The following is an 18149-nucleotide window of genomic DNA, read 5'->3' on the forward strand; positions in this document are numbered from 1 at the left end:
TAAGCTGTAAGCTGTAAGCTGTCAAAATTTTAAAGCGAGTAGATTTTTATTTACTCGCTTTTTTATGTGTAGTTACTAAAATTACTGTTTTACTAACACTTCAACTCAGTAGTTATTGGTATCTTTGGTTTTTTAAGGGCGGCTTTGAGCGATATATAGTCATTCAGGTGAGTTATCATTAACTTAATAAGAGTCAGGGACACTTTCCTCTTTTTTACATGTTTATATAAGCTACATAAAGCATAATATTTATAGTTGGCAATAGCTTACGCTATTTGCTATTAATATAAGTACATAAAATAAGGACGTTTTGGCGCTTAAATAGGGAGAGCATCCTTCGATAAAGTTGTTATGACGGTTATTCAACTTTAAGGAAAATTAAATGGGTTTAGAGTCAGCATTTACAACGATTTTTGCAGCTATCGGCAGTTCAGCAGCTTTAGGTATTGTAGCGAAACTGTTCGCAAATACGATCGCTAAAGGCGTGATTAAGAAGTACGAGCTGGTCAACCAAACTAAACTTGAGACGCAAAAGGCTGAATATCAGAAAGAAATTGAAAGTCTCAAATCTCAACTTTCCCAACTTCAAAAAGAACATGAAGTGACATTTACAAGCCTCTATAAAAAGCGGGAAGACTGCATAACTGAGCTATATCGTTTAATGTTGGGTTGTCTGAGTTTAGCTGATAAAAAGCTGGAAGATTTCAGTATCAATTTAGAGACTGATTTTCGTGCATTAAATGATTACTTTGACCATCATCGATTGTATTTTCCAAAAGACATTGCTCTAGAAATAAATAATGTTATGAATCTAGGCTATAAATTAGTCCATGAAAAATCAGAACAAAAATACGAAGAGCAGCTACAAGTATTACGCATAAAGGTCTTTGATCAAATGGAAGATTTGTTCCGAGATATGTTGAAAGCAGAAAACCATAGATAATAGCGTCATAACAACGTGTTTAAGACGGATTCCCAACGCTCGGCATTTTCGGTTTTCTTCAGTCTAAGTATTTACGGCACAATGGTTTAAGTAGGGGGTCTGCATTGCTCACCACTTAACGCGGCGTTAGGCATCATATTTAGGAAGGCTACATTGTTTATATTTACTGTTATTATTTTTATTGGATCTTTAGGCTGGGTATTCTTTGAACCAGGTTGGGAGCCTTCATTATTTTCAATAGCTAGTTTTTCAGCAATGATATCCTTCAAAAACCATGTTAGAAAGTGTATCAAAAATAAAATCAATGCTTTTCGTTCAAAGAAAATTTTTATTGAAAATGGACTCATATCAGACACAGATGAAAAAATATTAGAAATAATTTGACCGTTATGTTTGGGAGAAAATGTTTTATTTAAATGTACTAATCTAGATGCATCAAGATTTAAAAAAGATTCGATGAATCAATCTGATAACGATGACGTAAGGTTTTATAAAAAATCGAAATCTGATAATTTAATCGCTAAATCTAAATTAGTTGAATCTGCAATTGTTATTATATCTGATTTGTATAAAAGCCATTTAATTTGTATTGAAATGTCTGATATTCCGAAAGTGATTAGGAACTTTGTTAAAATCACTTACCCTAACTCCAATGGGAAACCTAGCTTTTCTATTGATGGCGAAACAACTTCCTTTGATATTTATTCAAATTCTATTTCCGATGGAAAAATATTCTCATTTGTTGCAGATTTCCCTGACGATATTATTAAAAAAACTCTTGCCAAATTGAACCTTAAGAATATAAATGAGCTAGCTATTCCTTATAACTATTCAGTTTTACAATTACCAGAAGAAGCATTTAATAAATACGTGTTACCCGCTCAGGTTTATTCTGTACTGAGTGTATATAAAGAATATAAAGAAGATTATAGTTTTTGGGTTTCATGTAATTGGGCTTTTGGCCCACATTAAAATGCCTAACAAGGTTACGACTGTCCGCAATTGGCACTCTCCAGCCACTCGACAGCATAAAATATTGATAATAATTGATAAGGTATTTTACTGTGTCGGATGGCGCTTCGCTTATCCGACCTACGCAGGCACAAAAGAGTTACTAATATTGCATTAGCTTTTTTGGTTGGTAGCCCCTGCAGGAATCGAACCTGCAACTGCCCCTTAGGAGGGGGCCATTATATCCATTTAACTAAGAGGCCGCATCGAGCTTACAGCTTACAGCTTACAGCTTACAGCTTACAGCTTACAGCTTACAGCTTACAGCTTACAGCTTACAGCTTACAGCTTACAGCTTACAAAAATTATAACGGCATCTTGTTTTTCATATCAAGCTAAAATTAACTTAATTGCTTGATAAATATATATCTTCTTTGTTTAACACGTACAGCGGTATGAGCTTACGGCTGCTTGCTACAATATGTTTGCTGTGAACATTTATAACGCGGGTATTTACTGCTACGCCATTTGGGCGGTAAATTAACGTACCTGCTAATACATAGTTAGCCATGCTGCTTTCGCTTAGCTTTTCTATATCGCGAGATAACACGAAGTCGCCTCTGTTTGATACATCAATGTTGTCCATGGTTTTAAAATCTACCACGCCGTAGCCAAATTTTTGCAGCTGATGAATAAACGTCTCTGCTAATTGATTACCCAACTGATTACTTTTATTAAGCGATGCGTCTAAATCTACAATGGTGGTAACCGCTATGTTGATGCTGTTGTTATCGGGCGCTTCGGCTTCAAGCGTATCGACTAAATCCAGCGCCATTTGCTCTACATAGTTTGCCAGCGTTTTGTGGTGTTTAAGCGGTGTAAACTGCCTTGCTGTGTCGTACTCACTTTGCTGCTGCACAGATTGGTTGGCATACATAGGCTTTGGTTGGCTACTTTGCGTTACCACGGTGTAGTCTGAGCGTGTGTTTATGCTTTCGTTATGCTCATTATTTTGCGTTATTGAACAGCCAGTTAATGCTAACGTTGCCGTTAGCCCTGCTATAGCAGATAGTTTGTAAAACATGGTCAACCTCACTCGCTGGCTTGTTTAAGCATAATTCCGTCGGTGCGATAGCTACTGTTTAGCGCATCAACCACTGATTGAGGGATAAACCCTTGCGCACTGCCCACTACCGCTTTACTTTTAATGCCCACTATTCGTGCATTTACCAGTACGCCACCTTGGTGACTCACAAGTGTTCCTGCTAATACGTAATTAAAGTTTTGATCTTGGTTTAGCTCCAGGTAGTCGCGGCTAAATACAAAGTCGCCTGCGGGGGTTACTCGCATATAATCGGTGGTTTTAAAATCGATAACCGGTACTCCAAAACTATGCAGCTCGTGCATAAAGCTTTCGGCTATTTGGTTACCTAACAGGCTTCCATCGCTGTAGTCATCATCTAAAAATACAAAGCTAGAAACGGCAAGTGGCGTTTTGTCGTTTACGTATTGCAGGTTTTCGACCATGTCTTGCATTATACCGCGCACATAATGGTTTATATTTTTGCGTTTTGCGGGGGCACTTTTGGTGTAGTTACTTTGCTTGTTTAAATTAGACTGAAATAACGCTTCATTTGGTGCAGGTGCTTTTACCGCACGTTGCTCTGAAACAAGCTGGGCTGCATTATCTTGCTCAACTTGCTCTGGCTCTGAATGTAGCGAATTTAACATTTGCGAACAGCCAAAGCCTAATGGCAAACATAGGGTAATTAATAGGTTTCTCATGGTGTGCTCCTGATTAATATTCGCTGCGGTACAAAGAGCCGTCACGCTGCTGAATTTTTTCATTTCCCCACATTACATTTATAGGGATCTCTGTACTGCCTGCCGACAGTACTTGCTTGTTTTCAATATTAACGAGTCGTGCATTAACTATATAAGCATGCTGTTGGCGCGTTACAGTGCCGGTGATGACTAAGTCAATATTTTGGCGATTGCGTAATTTACTTAAGTCGCGGCTTAATATGCTGTCTGCGTTTTGCGCTAATATAAGGTTATTACCTAGGCGGTACTCAACGGTATGATAGCCAAGCTGGGTAAATTGCGTTAATAAGCTTTCTTGAATTTGTAAGCTCAAACCCGAGGCCTGCCCTGCTACTAGCTTAGTATCTAAAGCATCTGCATAAAAAAAGCTACTCACACCAATGCGCGCATTGGCATTTAAAGCGCCATTTACATGGTTAAGCTGCGAGGTTAGATTTGCTACATACTCGTTAACGGTATAGGGTGCCATTGCTGCTTTTGGCGCGTCAGTAGGCACACTCGGCTCTGGGGGCGGAACCAAGTTGCAAGCAGTTAAATTTAACAATACTAAAGGCAGTAAAAGGCGCATAGTTGCCGTCCTCTTCAAAACATACCGAGGATAAAGCAATTATTATGCCTAATTAACCTAAACTCTGGATAATAAACCTATCTCTAGCCAGAGATAATAAATTTAAGTATCAAGATAGTTCAATATGCTAGTAAGGCTCTTAACCAGAGTTCAGGTTAATTAACTTTGAGGCGTTTTGACGTAGTAAGTGACAAAGCAGGTATTATTGTTTATTAATGACTTACATGCATCTTCAGCTGCTTTTTTTGTTTTAAACGCACCAAGCTTTAATCTATAAAAGGTGTGCTGGTCAATCAGTACTTGCTCGGTATTTACTTCAAGCTTATTTGAGGCCGATTGAAATTGCTTTATAGCCGCTTCAAGTACCGCTTTATTTTTATACGCCCCCACTTGCACAGCAAACAGCGCATTTGTATTAACAACAGCTAAGTGGTTAGTTTGCTGTGGTTTTGGGTGCGCGTTAAGTTGTTTTAATTTATCTACTGTGCGCTGTAATTCACTTTCTAGCTTTAACAGTCTTTCTAGTTGAGGCTTGGTTTGTTGCCACTGCTGCGCTGACTCTTTTAATACGGCTAAATCATCTTTTTTAATGAGCACCGTCTGCTTTTGGGCCGTTGCGAGTGCGTGAGCACTGTTTGCTAATGCAAAGCCTAAAACTAATGTGGCTAAAAAATCCTTGTAGTGCAGCATAAGTATGTTGTTAATTTGGGTAAGAGTGGGCGCTATTTTAACAGCCAATCAACGCTTAGCAAGTCACGCGTGCTAGGACCTATTGCGCTTTTATACCAATTAACTTAATTAAGTAATCTATTATGAGGATAGTAAAACGTATTGATAGCTAGACAAAAAAATTGCTATTTAGTTGCTCTAAATGAGAATTTTTTAACGCAGAACGCAACACGATTAGGCCCATAAAATGATTATTTATTATTGCGGGTTGGTATCACTATTAAAGTTTAATTGGCTTATCGGTGTAGTTACTTACAATGCAGTCGAGCTTATACATTTTAAATACTTCACAGTCGGCTTTGGCATTTTTAAGGTTTTTATAAGAGCCAAGCTTTAAGCGATAAAAGGTTTTATCATTTATTTTTGCGGTTTCTACGTTAGTTAATATTTTATCTCTAAATAGTGGCGCTGCTTTGGTATTTAGTTCTTGCCAGGCTTTGGCTACATCTTGCTTAGAATCAACCGAGGCAACTTGTAATGCAAATACATGTTTAGGGGTATTAAGTTTTAGAGTTTGCTTTTGGTTATTGTTAGCGGCTTTGTAAGTTTGCTGACGACGCGGCTTGTTACTGGTTGTACGCGAAGGCGTGCGAGTGTAACGGCTACTGTAGGCAGGGCTTGCATTAGATTGTGCAATAGCTTTAGAGTTTATTATATCTATATGATTAACCAGGTAAGTAATTTCTTTTTCAAGCTTTAAAATACGCTCTATACCGGCGCGTGCTTGCTGCCATTGCATTGCGGCATCTTTTAATTGCGCAAGCTCTAGTGCAGTTATCGATACGTAATCGGGCGTGGTGTTAGGTATTTCATTATCAACAGCAGGTTTAGCGGTAGGCGTAATAGAGCACGCCGTGCCAAACGTAAGCGTAAAAAGGCATACAAAAAAGTGTTTATAGTATTTTTTTAATTTAAGCATGTACCCGTTATCCTGAAAGCAGTGCCTGTGCACTTACATTTCAGTTAAACATTCTCACAAGAAAGCGTTTAACTTAGCAATTTAAACAATGAGCGATTTTTGCTCCCGCACGCTAATTTACCTGCTTAGATAAAATTAACATGACCCTTCCGTGAGTTTGGCTTTTAATACAACTTTGATGCCAATTAACATAAACTTTACAATATAAATTACGTTATGTTGCTATATAACGCAAGTCAAATTCAGAACATAATTAAGCGTAGACCATCTTTATTACTGGCGTGGTTAAAATTAAGTAAACCCATACCTATTTTTGTATTAATAATTTAGCACTAAAAAAGGCGCCTAAACAGGCGCCTTGGTGGGTAATTTAATAAAAACTAAATTAACGATTTAATAAATGTTTTTAAATCATCTGCAAACTCGTCGCGGCGCAGAGCAAACTCTATCGTTGCTTTTAAGTAGCCTATTTTACTACCACAATCGTGGCTGCGGCCTTTCATTGCGTACGCGTCTACTTTTTCTTGCTGCATTAGCATGGCAATTGCATCTGTAAGTTGAATTTCGTTGCCAGCCCCTTGCGGCGTTTTAGCAAGAAGTGGCCAAATGTTTTCGCTCAATACATAACGCCCTACTACAGATAGGTTTGAAGGTGCTTCATCTACTGGCGGTTTTTCTACCATGTTTATAATTGGCGAGCTTTCACCTTGGTGAAGCTCTACGTCACCTAAATCAACAACACCAAATTTGTCTACTTCGTCCATTGGTACTGGCTCAACCATAATTTGGCTGTGCTTAGTTTCTTCAAAACGGGCGATCATCTCTGCTAGGTTGTCTTTTTTAAGGTCGCTCTCTACGTCATCAACAATTACATCTGGCAAAATAACCACAAAGGGTTCGTTGCCAATAATTGGCGCTGCACAGTTAATTGCGTGGCCTAAGCCTTTGGCTTCGCCTTGGCGTACGTGAATAATGGTCACATCTTTAGGGCAAATTGCCTGTACTTCGGCAAGTAATTGCCGCTTTACGCGTTTTTCAAGCGTGGCTTCTAGTTCAAAGCTGGTATCAAAATGGTTTTCGATAGAGTTTTTACTTGAGTGCGTTACAAGTACAATCTCTTTAACGCCTGCTGCTACCGCTTCATTTACTACATATTGAATAAGCGGGCGGTCTACCACTGGGAGCATCTCTTTAGGGATAGCTTTTGTGGCAGGTAACATACGCGTTCCAAGGCCTGCTACTGGGATCACTGCTTTCATCTTGTTCTCCTTAATCTTATTATACTGAAAACGGATATTGGATTGGTTCGTGGCATTGATAGCCTACTACTTCAAAATCGTCTCGTGTTACCCATGTTTCTATATCTTCTAGTGATTTTATGTTTGGGTTAATATTTAATTGCGGTGAGTCAAACGGCTCACGTGTTAGCTGTACATCGCGCATTAACGGTAACTGGTTTTCGTAAATATGCGCGTTAGCAATTTTATGATACGCCTTACCTGCTTTATGGCCGGTAATTTGCGCTACCAATGCCAGTAATACAAAGCACTGAATTTGATTAAAATTAAGCCCTAGAGGCACATCGCAACTGCGCTGATACGATGTTAAATACAGCGTGTCGCCAAGCAGCGAAAACGTATGCGTGTGCATACATGGGCGCAAGCAACCAAGCTCAAACTCACCAGGATTATAAAAGGTAATTATTTCACCTCTGTCATCAATCCCGTTTTTTAAGTTATTTATTACTTTAGCAAGCTGATCGAGCGTTGAGCCATCTGGGCGCTGCCAATTACGCCCTTGCACGCCATAAACGCGGCCCATGTCGTCCTCGCCTTTGCGGTTAGGGTTATTTAGCCATGCGTTATTATCGTTTGCGTTTGCATCCCAAGTTTTACAGCCTATATCGCGAAATTGCGCTGCGCTATCGTACCCTCGTAAATAACCTAAAAGCTCTGCTATAGCGGCTTTGTAGTAACTTTTACGAGTGGTGATCATAGGAAATTTATTATTACCTACATCGTATTCTAAGTCGGCATTAATAACGGTTAAGCAGCGCGTGCCTGTGCGTTTGTTTTCTACCCATACACCTTCGTCAACGATGCGCTGACATAATTTTAAATATTGTTTCATGATCTGTTCTTACTATGCCTTTGCTGCGGTTACAGGTTGCGGTTTTTTGTACGCCCAAATTAATAGCCCTAGGCCACCAATTATCATAGGTAACGAGAGTATTTGACCCATTGAGATAAAATCGGCAAATAGGCCAAGCTGCGCATCTGGTTGGCGGAAGTATTCAATACAAAATCTAAATACGCCGTACCCTAATAAAAATACACCGGCTACACTGCCTGCAGGGCGAGGCTTTTTAATAAACCATAATAAAATTAAAAACAGGACTAGCCCTTCAAAAAAGGCTTCGTATAACTGCGATGGGTGACGCGCAAGCGGCCCACCCGTTGGAAATACCATTGCCCATGGCACATCGCTTACGCGGCCCCATAACTCGCCATTTATAAAGTTACCAATACGCCCTGCTAATAAGCCTACCGGAACCAGCGGCACCACAAAATCTCCCACTGCAAATAGTGATTTTTTGCGGGTTTTTGCAAATAGTATAATAGCGGTAATAACCCCTAATGTTCCGCCGTGGAACGACATACCGCCTTGGTCAATTCTAAATAAATATAATGGATTTTCTAAAAAGTAGCTAAACTGATAAAACAATACATAGCCAATTCTGCCGCCTAAAATAACCCCTAGCATGCCGTAAAAAAGCAAGTCGCTAACTTGCTCTTTAGTCCAACCAGAGTTTGGTTTTTCGGCTTGACGATTAGCAAACCACATCGCAAACGCAAAACCAATTAAATACATTAAACCGTACCAACGTACGCTTAGCGGTCCAACAGAAAAAATTATTGGATCGATTTGAGGAAACTCAAGTGCCATAAATAAACCTTTAGCTAAAAACCATTTTAAGTGCGATGAGCACAAGCAACACCGCGAAAATTTTCTTTATTATATTAACAGGTAAATAATGAGTTGCTTTAGCCCCTAAGGGCGCCACAAACCACGATGTTATTACAATACCAAATAATGCAGGTAAGTATACAAACCCTGCGAACCCATGGGCTAAATCGGTTACCTGCCAGCCTGCGCTTATATAACCAATAGAGCCAAATAGCGCGATAACAATGCCGCTCGCTGATGCACAGCCTATCGCTTTTTTCATATCAACTGAAAAGTAATTAAGCATAGGGGCAATAAGTGCGCCGCCACCAATACCTATTAAACCAGAAAGCGCGCCCATAAGAGCAGAAATGCTCCCTAAAATAATCCCTTTTGGTAGCGGTTTTTCTTTCAGCGATTTACTACGTGATGCCAACACCATTCTGCCTGCAATAAACACAACACTAATTGCAAACACGCTGCGTAATGCTTGTTCGGGTATTAAACTTGCGGCAAAGCCACTTATTAACGCGCCTAAGCCTACACCCGACATAACCCACGGTGCAATTTGCCACGGCACATTATCATTTTTATGATGAGCCAAGACTGAAGAAGTAGAAGTGAATAAAATAGAGGCAAGCGATGTTGCAATAGAAATAACTAATACGTGATCAGGTGAAGTAACGTCAAACATCAGTAATAAGCTACTTAAAACAGGCACAATAATTAAACCGCCGCCTATCCCTAATAGCCCAGCTAAAAAGCCAACTACACAGCCAAGTAGCGCACAACTGGCCACGAGTAAAGCTAAGTCATACATAGTGTTCTCAAATACCTTTTCGTGCGCCTATATTAAAGGATTATAAAGTTAATAGCATCTTTAAGCGCTGCATTATTTGGCGGTGTAGAATAGATCGCCTAATTGGTGTTCAATCATAAAATTGCGCGTTAAGCGCAGTACCTGTTTAGCGTTCGATTGCACTAAGCACTCTGCGAGTAATTGCTGCATATCGTTAATATTTAAGCGCCTTAAAATCCACTTTACTTTAGTTAACGACGACATGTTCATACTTAAATGCCTATAGCCCATGGCAATGAGTAAAATAGCGCCCTCTGGCTCGCCGCCTAGCTCGCCACATAAACTAAAGGGTAAACGGTGTTTATTACATTCATTCGCTACTTTATTTAATACCCTTAACACACCGGGGTGATATGGGTTAAATAACTGAGCCACGCGCGCATTTGCTCTATCGACAGCAAGTAAGTATTGCGTTAAATCGTTACTGCCTACTGAGCAAAAATCTACTTTTTTAGCCCACTCGTCGAGCATAAATATACTTGAGGGTACTTCAAGCATAATGCCCACTTCTGGGCGCTCCAAGTTTTGCTCTGGGTGTTTTTCTGCCAGTTCAAAATAAGCTTGTTCAAATAAAGCGAGCGCTTCGTCTACCTCTTCTGTACCGCTGATCATAGGCAGCATTATTTTTAAATTACCTAAGCCCATGTTTGCTTTTAACATAGCTTTGAGCTGATCTAAAAACAGCTCTGGATGGTCAAGGCTTATGCGTATGCCGCGCCACCCTAAAAAGGGATTTTCTTCGGTGATATTAAAGTAATCTAAAACCTTGTCGCCACCAATGTCTAGGGTTCGCATAACCACTGGCGCTGGGTGGTAACTTTTTAGCACCTCCCTATACCAGTTTTCTTGCTCAGCTTGCGATGGAAATTGCCCCTTTTGCATAAACCATGCTTCGGTACGATAAAGCCCTACTCCATCGCAAATATGCGCACTGCTTTGCTCGGTATTAAGCTCAAGCCCTGCATTTAGCATTAAATTTATTTGCTCACCATCTAAGGTAATCGACTGTGCACTTTGCTCTGCTAAAAAGCGATTATTGAGTAGTTTATCTTGGTGCTTTAACTGTGCGTATTCATCGAGTAACACTTGCGAAGGAGAAATATATAAACGCCCAGCAAAGGCATCTAAAATCATTGGTTTAGCATCAAATTGCAATAAGGGTAAATCTTCAATACCCCAAATAGCCGGTATTCCCATCGCTCGGGTTAATATAGAGGCATGGCTATTGGCTGAGCCATTCACACTCACTACACCGGCTAAATGCCCGTTAGGTACTTCAGCCAGCATGGCGGGCGTTAAGGTATTCGCAATTAATATGGTATTGGGTGGGTAATCTTTTACTGCGTGCTCTGTGTTTACAAGGTGGTGTAATACCCTTAAACCTATGTCTTTTACATCAACTGCGCGCTCTTTTATGTAGGGGTCTTGCATGGCATTAAACTGCGAAATAAGCCGCTCAATAACAATTTTTAAGGCGCTTTTTGCACACCAGCCCTCTTGTAACTGTACCTCAACATTGTGGCCTAAACTTTTGGCATCAAGTAATTGTTGGTATACATCAAATACCGCGAGTGCTTCACGCGGGATTGAGTCACTCAAGGTCATAGACAGGGTATTAAATTCTTTGCGGGTGGCAGCAACGGCTTGTGTAAACAAACGGCGTTGCTCGGCGCTATCAGGATCTTTTTTTAGCTCTATAGATTTAAAATCAAGCTTGGGCAGTACCACAAAGGCTTGGCCAATCCCAATACCTGGGGCACTCGATACCCCTTTGAGCACTGAGGTTTGGTGTGATGATTCGTCTTGGCGTAAAAGCTCTTTTATTTCAGCATGCGCAAGTTGCGAGGCTAGCTGCGCTGAAAGGGTAATTAAAAACGACTCTTCGTCTTGGCTAAAAACCCGCGCCATTTTTTGTTGTACAACAATAACGCCCAATACCTTTTTTTGATGCACCACAGGCACAGACAAAAAGGCATTATAACCTTCTTCGTTTACTTCGGGGGAGAGCTTAAAACGCGGATGAGATTTTGCAAAAGCTATATTAATGGGCTCTTCACGCTGGGCTACTAAACCTACAAGCCCTTCGGTAAAGCCAATTCTAAACTTACCTACGGCATCGGGATTTAGGCCTTCGGTTGCCATAAGTACAAAGTTATCTTGGCTGTAGTCGGCAAAATAAATAGAGCAGCACTGGGTTTTCATGGCCTCTTTTACCATTTTCACAAAGCACACTAAGGCACTGTCTAAATTCGCTTGTTGCGAAACAGACTCAGCAATAGTTCTAAGTGTTGCCAGCATTACCTGCTCCTTATTTTATAATTATGCTACTACCTTTTGTGTCGCCACTGTTCTTTATGATGTTCTCTTTTATTAAAAGGCATTGCAAACGGTGCAAACTCTTTCATCACCCGTCTGTATACATCGCGTTTAAACGATACCACTTGCCTTACTGGGTACCAATAACTCACCCAGCGCCAATCATCAAACTCGGGATGATGTGTTTTAAGCAAGTTTACATCTTCATCTTTGCAACGCAGTTTTAATAAAAACCATTTTTGTTTTTGCCCAATACACACCGGACTAGAGTCGCGGCGAATTAATCGCTTGGGTAATTTATAGCGTAACCAATGTTTTGAGCTTGCAACTATTTCTACATCTTCTGGTCGCAAACCTACTTCTTCGTGTAATTCACGGTACATGGTTTGTTCGGGTGTTTCTCCGTCATCAACACCGCCTTGGGGAAATTGCCAAGAATGTTGACCGTAACGTCTAGCCCAAAAAACCTGCCCCTGATTATTGCAAATTACAATTCCGACATTGGCACGAAAACCTTCGGCATCAATCACCTTAGTGCCTCATTTGTAAGTCGATTTTTAATGATTGTTCCACATTAGCTGCAATTCGGCAAACACTATTATCCCCAAAGTCATCACGCCCTAATCGCACGTTTACTATTTACTATGTGCATAACGACTTAACCTTAAATGAGCACTGAGTAATTACAAGGATAAAATAACCCTTAATTGACGCAACTTTTAGCAAAAAAAGCTAAGCTATGCCTTGATTATTATGTTTAGTGCTATTTACTCACAGCTTGTGTATAACTTTTGATAAACAAGGCTATTTTGCAAACAAGTCCACAATAGCAGATCTAAAAACTCGCTTTCTCCACAGATTCTGTGGATAAACATGTTTATATAGTTGTATTTATCCCATATAGAATTTACTAACTTAATTAAAGCTGAATGAGTTAATTGAAAATATTAAAGCTAGTCAGTCACTTACAGTTAAACTGTGACTTTTTGGGGTGAGCAAAATTACGCCAAACACAGTGCGTATAAAAAACAACCAAAAGCAAAGATATCCACCTTACGGGGGTTTTGCTATCATGGTGCTGTTAATTATTCAAGGTAAATGAGTAGCATGCGACCAACAAAACCCCATTCAATTAATGACTTAATGCAACGCGTAAACGCTATTGCCGGTTTAACATTAGGGCAATTAGCCTCTCAATACAGCTTTAAAACCCCTGACGACCTATTACGCGAAAAAGGCTGGACCGGGCAACTTATTGAATACGTGTTAGGCGCTACTGCAGGCTCAAAACCCCTCCCCGACTTTGAAGATTTAGGCATTGAATTAAAAACACTGCCTATTTCGTATAAAGGAAAACCCTTAGAAACCACTTTTGTGTCGGTTACCCCCCTTATAAACGTAACCGGCATGACGTGGCATACAAGCGCTGTGCGTAAAAAACTCAATCATGTTTTATGGCTGCCTATATTGAGTGAGCGCGATATTGCGCCTTTTGATAGAACCATAGGCAGTGGTTTTTTATGGCAGCCTACGCCTGAGCAAGATGCATTGCTACAACGTGATTGGGAAGAGCAAATGGAGTTAATAGCGCTTGGGCGAGTTGATGAAATATCGGGCCATTTAGGGGATGCCATTCAAATTAGGCCAAAAGCAGCTAATAGCAAAGTGGTTACCGATGCTATTGGCCCAAATGGGCAAACAATAAAAACCTTACCGCGTGGTTTTTATTTAAAAACCAGTTTTACAGGGGCTATTTTAAAGCAGCAGTTTCAGCTCTGAGCTGTGCAGAAAATATTATGAGTTAAGCAAATCCTGTTTCGCACTACTTGCTCGAGTCAGCGAGCTTAACGCCTACAAGATATTTCACCTTTGTTAATAAAACAATTTGAGGTTTAAATAAAGAGTTTTCGCTTTTCTTGTACCCTCTTTTCGCACTACTTGCGCGCGTCAGCAAGCTTAACGCCTACAAAGCATTCTCATCTCTTTGATAAATTATCAGGCATAAAAAATCCCCGCATTAGCGAGGATTTTATCATCTAAAATTAAAAATAAGATTCTATATAAAATAGAATTACTGACCTTTAACTTCTTTAAGACCGTTGTAAGGTGCTTTAGAACCTAGCGCTTCTTCAATACGAAGAAGTTGGTTGTACTTCGCAACACGGTCAGAACGGCTCAATGAACCTGTTTTAATTTGACCTGCAGCAGTACCTACCGCTAAATCAGCAATAGTTGCATCTTCTGTTTCACCAGAACGGTGCGAAATAACAACTGTAAAGCCTGCATCTTTAGCCATTTTGATTGCTGCTAACGTTTCAGTTAGTGAACCAATTTGGTTGAATTTAATTAGGATTGAGTTAGCAATACCGTTATCAATACCGCGTTTTAAAATCTTTGTGTTAGTTACGAATAAATCATCGCCTACTAATTGGATTTTATCGCCCATTAATTTAGTTTGGTGTGCAAAGCCATCCCAATCTGACTCATCTAAGCCATCTTCAATAGATACAATTGGGTATTGCTCAGTTAGATCTTTTAAGAAGTAGTTAAACTCTTCTGAAGTGAACTTTTTGCCTTCACCTTTCAGATCGTAAATGTTTGCTTCTTTGTCGTAAAACTCAGAGGCTGCACAGTCCATAGCCAGTGTAATATCTTTACCTAGCTCGTAACCTGCGTTTGCTACAGCTGTTTTAATAGCTGCAAGTGCCGCTTCGTTTGATGCAAGGTTTGGTGCAAAACCACCTTCATCACCTACCGCTGTAGAGTGGCCGTCTGCTTTTAATACTTTAGCAAGGCTGTGGAATACTTCAGCGCCCATACGTAGGCCTTCGCGGAAGTTTTCAGCGCCAACAGGTTGGATCATAAATTCTTGAATATCTACAGAGTTATCGGCGTGCTCACCACCGTTGATGATATTCATCATAGGTAACGGCATTGAGTAAACACCTGGTGTACCGTTTAGGTCTGCGATGTGCTCGTAAAGCTCAACTTTTTTAAATTGTGCAGCGGCTTTTGCAGTTGCTAGTGATACCGCTAAGATAGCATTTGCACCTAGTTTTTCTTTATTTTCGGTGCCATCTAAATCTAGCATTACTTTATCTACAGCACTTTGCTCTAATGCATTTTGGCCTTTTAGCGCATCCGCAATTTCGTTGTTAATAAAACCAACTGCGTTTAATACGCCTTTACCTAAGTAACGGGCTTTGTCACCATCACGTAGCTCTAGTGCTTCGCGAGTACCTGTTGATGCACCTGAAGGAGCGGCAGCGCGGCCCCAAGAACCATCAGCTAAATATACATCAGCTTCAACAGTAGGGTTACCACGCGAGTCCATAATTTCGCGACCAATTACTTTTACGATTTCTGACATCTTGATTCCTCTATATTCCCAAAATGGTGAGTTCAGCTAACTTTACTACGTTTTATATCTTTTAGTCAGCCCTTTAGACAAAAAAGCCGTGCAATATGCACGGCTTTTTTTAATTACGAAGACGTTTTTTGGTGAGTATGAGCGGCTGCTACAAACCCTTCAAATAACGGGTGACCATCACGTGGTGTTGACGTAAATTCCGGGTGGAATTGCGCGGCAATAAACCATGGGTGATCTTTATTTTCGATGATCTCTACTAGTTTTTTATCTTCTGATAAACCGGTAAAGCTTAAACCTGCTTGCTCTAATTGCTCTACAAAGTTGTTGTTTACTTCGTAGCGGTGACGGTGACGTTCAATAATTTCTGTATTGCCGTACACTTCGTGCACCTTAGAACCCGGCGTTAAGTGACATTTTTGTGCGCCTAAACGCATGGTGCCACCTAAATCAGATTTTTCATCACGTATTTCAATGTTACCCTCAGCATCTAACCACTCTGTAATTAAGCCCACTACTGGCGCTTTTGAGTGTATATTAAACTCAGTTGAGTTAGCGTCGGTTAAACCTGCAACATTACGTGCATATTCAATAAGCGCTACTTGCATACCTAAACAAATGCCTAGGTAAGGTACTTTGTTTTCACGGGCATACTTAGCTGCTAAAATTTTACCTTCAACACCACGGCCGCCAAAACCACCTGGTACTAAAATAGCGTCTAGATGAGAAAGCAGTTCTACCCCTTTGCTTTCTAAGTCTTGCGAGTCAACGTATTCAATATTAATGGTTAAACGGTTTTTAAGACCTGCATGCTTTAGTGCTTCGTTAACTGATTTGTATGCATCTGGTAGTTCAATGTACTTACCAACCATACCAATCGTTACTTCGCCAGTCGGGTTAGACTCTTGATAAAGTACTTGTTCCCATTCAACTAAATCAGCTTCTGGTGCGTCAAGGTGGAAACGACGACATACAAAGTTATCTAGCTCTTGTGATTTTAATAGCGCAGGAATTTTGTAAATGCTGTCTACGTCAGGAAGCGAAATAACCGCTTTTTCTTCAACGTTTGTGAACAATGCAATTTTTGCACGTTCGTTGTTAGGCAATTTACGGTCTGAGCGACAAATAAGAATATCTGGCTGAATACCTACAGAGCGTAACTCTTTAACTGAGTGCTGTGTTGGTTTAGTTTTTACTTCGCCTGCAGGGCCTAAGAATGGCACTAGCGTTAGGTGAATAAATAGCGCGCGTTCGCGGCCAATTTCTGTACCTAACTGACGAATTGCTTCAATAAATGGTTGTGATTCAATATCACCTACTGTGCCACCAATTTCTACAATCGCAATATCATGACCTTCAGCACCGTCGTATACACGTTGCTTAATGTCATTTGTGATGTGTGGAATAACCTGAATGGTTGCACCTAAGTATTCACCACGGCGCTCACGACGTAGTACATCTTCGTACACTCGCCCTTGTGTGAAGTTGTTGCGGCTGGTCATTTTGGTGCGAATAAAACGCTCGTAGTGACCTAAATCAAGATCCGTTTCGGCGCCGTCTTCTGTAACGTATACTTCACCGTGTTGAATTGGGCTCATTGTGCCTGGGTCAACGTTTATGTAAGGATCCAGCTTTAAAATGGTAACATCTAAACCGCGGGCCTCTAAAATAGCTGCCAATGACGCTGCTGCAATACCTTTACCCAACGAAGAAACAACCCCGCCAGTAACGAAGATAAATTTTGTACTCATGCGAACCCTAGAATATCAGGAATTAAAAGGAATATAACACCCGAGAAAGAGACTCTGGGTATATCATCAAGACGGGGCGAAATTGTACCAAAACAGCGTTGAGCAATCCAGCTAAAAATAGCGTTTAGACGCACAAAAAATGTTCGTTGATTAACATTAGGTTGTACTGAGCTAATCTTATTTCGCTTTTTTAATGGCTTCCCATGCTTCTTCCATTTCCTCAAGCGTTGCGCGCTCTAAACTTTTACCTTTTGCAATTAAATAACCTTGCACTTTTTCAAAGCGCGCCGAGAACTTATCGTTGGCTTGTCTGAGTAGTTGCTCTGGGTCGCGTTTAACATGGCGAGCCACATTTACTGTGGCAAATAATAAGTCGCCTATTTCTTCTGCTGTATGATCGGATGAAGGGTCGTGCTCAAGCGCTTCTTTTACTTCAAGTACCTCTTCACTTACTTTATCAAGTGCCCCGTGGTAGCTTGGCCAATCAAAACCAAGTGCGGCAACACGCTGCTGAATTTTTTTAGCTTTAGTTAGACTTGGCATATTGGTGGGTATATCTTGCCAAAGTGAGGCTTTGCTTGGCTGTACTTTTGCTGCACGCTCTTGTGCTTTAATTGCTTGCCATTGCTCTGCTAATTGCTCGTCGGTTAATGCTTGCTTGGTGTTAAAAACATGAGGGTGACGGCGGGTAAGTTTACTATTTAGCTCACTAACCACGTCGTTAAAATCAAATAGCTCCTGCTCTTTGGCAAGTTGTGCGTAAAAAACGATTTGAAACAGTAAATCACCCAGCTCATTTTTAAGCTCGTTTAAATTACCCGACTCTATGCAATCGGCCACTTCAAAGGCTTCTTCTAGCGTGTGCGGAACAATCGATTTAAAGTTTTGCTTGCGATCCCACGGGCAACCGTCGGTAGGATCGCGAAGCAACGCCATAATATCGAGGAGTTGCTCAAGGGCGTTACTGTTTGCCATT

Annotated in this window: 18 protein-coding genes and 1 tRNA gene; 3 read left to right on the forward strand and 16 right to left on the reverse strand. The window is 40.5% G+C overall.

The features are described from left to right. The first annotated feature begins 382 nt into the window (after positions 1–382). Positions 383–943 carry a hypothetical protein gene (locus CWB60_RS11915; protein ID WP_138580055.1) on the forward strand — a complete coding sequence of 187 codons (561 nt, stop codon included), beginning with the start codon at positions 383–385 and terminating at the stop codon, positions 941–943. Positions 944–1029: 86 nt separating this feature from the next. On the opposite strand, the gene CWB60_RS11920 is transcribed toward CWB60_RS11915, so the two are convergent. Beyond that, positions 1030–1290 carry a hypothetical protein gene (locus tag CWB60_RS11920; protein ID WP_138580056.1) on the reverse strand — a complete coding sequence of 87 codons (261 nt, stop codon included), beginning with the start codon at positions 1288–1290 and terminating at the stop codon, positions 1030–1032. Positions 1291–1399: 109 nt separating this feature from the next. On the opposite strand from CWB60_RS11920, the gene CWB60_RS11925 reads away from it, so the two are divergent. Next, positions 1400–1915, forward strand: a complete 516-nt coding sequence (locus tag CWB60_RS11925; protein ID WP_138580057.1) for a hypothetical protein — start codon at positions 1400–1402, stop codon at positions 1913–1915. Positions 1916–2082: 167 nt separating this feature from the next. Here CWB60_RS11925 and CWB60_RS11930 read toward each other — a convergent pair. From CWB60_RS11930 to rppH, 12 genes are all read right to left on the reverse strand, one after another. Then, positions 2083–2157 (reverse strand) — tRNA-Arg (locus tag CWB60_RS11930). 143 nt (positions 2158–2300) lie between these two features. After that, a complete protein-coding gene (locus CWB60_RS11935; protein WP_121637832.1) occupies positions 2301–2978 on the reverse strand; it encodes a FlgO family outer membrane protein in 678 nt (225 codons plus the stop codon). Between the two features lie 8 nt (positions 2979–2986). Further along, positions 2987–3679: a FlgO family outer membrane protein gene (locus tag CWB60_RS11940; protein WP_004586248.1), complete on the reverse strand. Its 693-nt coding sequence runs from the start codon at positions 3677–3679 to the stop codon at positions 2987–2989. Between the two features lie 13 nt (positions 3680–3692). Beyond that, positions 3693–4286: a FlgO family outer membrane protein gene (locus tag CWB60_RS11945; protein WP_004586247.1), complete on the reverse strand. Its 594-nt coding sequence runs from the start codon at positions 4284–4286 to the stop codon at positions 3693–3695. 159 nt (positions 4287–4445) lie between these two features. Further along, the gene (locus CWB60_RS11950; RefSeq protein ID WP_138579052.1) at positions 4446–5024 is read right to left on the reverse strand and encodes an SPOR domain-containing protein; all 579 of its coding nucleotides are present in this window, start codon (positions 5022–5024) and stop codon (positions 4446–4448) included. A gap of 211 nt (positions 5025–5235) precedes the next feature. After that, positions 5236–5934 (reverse strand): SPOR domain-containing protein, encoded by a 699-nt coding sequence (locus CWB60_RS11955; protein WP_138579050.1) that lies wholly within the window; start codon positions 5932–5934, stop codon positions 5236–5238. Between the two features lie 380 nt (positions 5935–6314). Further along, positions 6315–7193 (reverse strand): UTP--glucose-1-phosphate uridylyltransferase GalU, encoded by an 879-nt coding sequence (gene galU / locus CWB60_RS11960; protein ID WP_004586244.1) that lies wholly within the window; start codon positions 7191–7193, stop codon positions 6315–6317. Between the two features lie 19 nt (positions 7194–7212). Continuing rightward, positions 7213–8064 carry a thymidylate synthase gene (locus tag CWB60_RS11965; protein ID WP_004586243.1) on the reverse strand — a complete coding sequence of 284 codons (852 nt, stop codon included), beginning with the start codon at positions 8062–8064 and terminating at the stop codon, positions 7213–7215. 12 nt (positions 8065–8076) lie between these two features. Beyond that, positions 8077–8880, reverse strand: coding sequence for a prolipoprotein diacylglyceryl transferase (gene lgt / locus CWB60_RS11970; protein ID WP_004586242.1), 804 nt, complete (start codon positions 8878–8880; stop codon positions 8077–8079). Positions 8881–8890: 10 nt separating this feature from the next. After that, a complete protein-coding gene (locus CWB60_RS11975; protein ID WP_054982694.1) occupies positions 8891–9700 on the reverse strand; it encodes a sulfite exporter TauE/SafE family protein in 810 nt (269 codons plus the stop codon). A 72-nt stretch (positions 9701–9772) separates the two neighbouring features. After that, positions 9773–12037 (reverse strand): phosphoenolpyruvate--protein phosphotransferase, encoded by a 2265-nt coding sequence (ptsP, locus tag CWB60_RS11980; protein WP_138579048.1) that lies wholly within the window; start codon positions 12035–12037, stop codon positions 9773–9775. Between the two features lie 29 nt (positions 12038–12066). Continuing rightward, positions 12067–12585, reverse strand: coding sequence for an RNA pyrophosphohydrolase (rppH, locus tag CWB60_RS11985; RefSeq protein WP_004586239.1), 519 nt, complete (start codon positions 12583–12585; stop codon positions 12067–12069). A 577-nt stretch (positions 12586–13162) separates the two neighbouring features. Here rppH and mutH point away from each other — a divergent pair. Beyond that, the gene (gene mutH, locus CWB60_RS11990; RefSeq protein WP_004586238.1) at positions 13163–13834 is read left to right on the forward strand and encodes a DNA mismatch repair endonuclease MutH; all 672 of its coding nucleotides are present in this window, start codon (positions 13163–13165) and stop codon (positions 13832–13834) included. Between the two features lie 292 nt (positions 13835–14126). On the opposite strand, the gene eno is transcribed toward mutH, so the two are convergent. The 3 genes from eno to mazG form a co-directional block, all read right to left on the reverse strand. After that, on the reverse strand, positions 14127–15425 hold the full coding sequence (eno, locus tag CWB60_RS11995) for a phosphopyruvate hydratase (protein ID WP_029771921.1): 1299 nt from the start codon (positions 15423–15425) through the stop codon (positions 14127–14129). A 113-nt stretch (positions 15426–15538) separates the two neighbouring features. Then, on the reverse strand, positions 15539–17173 hold the full coding sequence (pyrG, locus tag CWB60_RS12000; RefSeq protein ID WP_004586236.1) for a CTP synthase: 1635 nt from the start codon (positions 17171–17173) through the stop codon (positions 15539–15541). Positions 17174–17350: 177 nt separating this feature from the next. After that, positions 17351–18148, reverse strand: coding sequence for a nucleoside triphosphate pyrophosphohydrolase (gene mazG, locus CWB60_RS12005; RefSeq protein ID WP_138579054.1), 798 nt, complete (start codon positions 18146–18148; stop codon positions 17351–17353). Position 18149 lies beyond the last annotated feature (1 nt).

The organism is Pseudoalteromonas sp. S327, from assembly GCF_005886415.1.
In the GTDB taxonomy this organism is placed as follows: Bacteria; Pseudomonadota; Gammaproteobacteria; order Enterobacterales; family Alteromonadaceae; genus Pseudoalteromonas; species Pseudoalteromonas atlantica.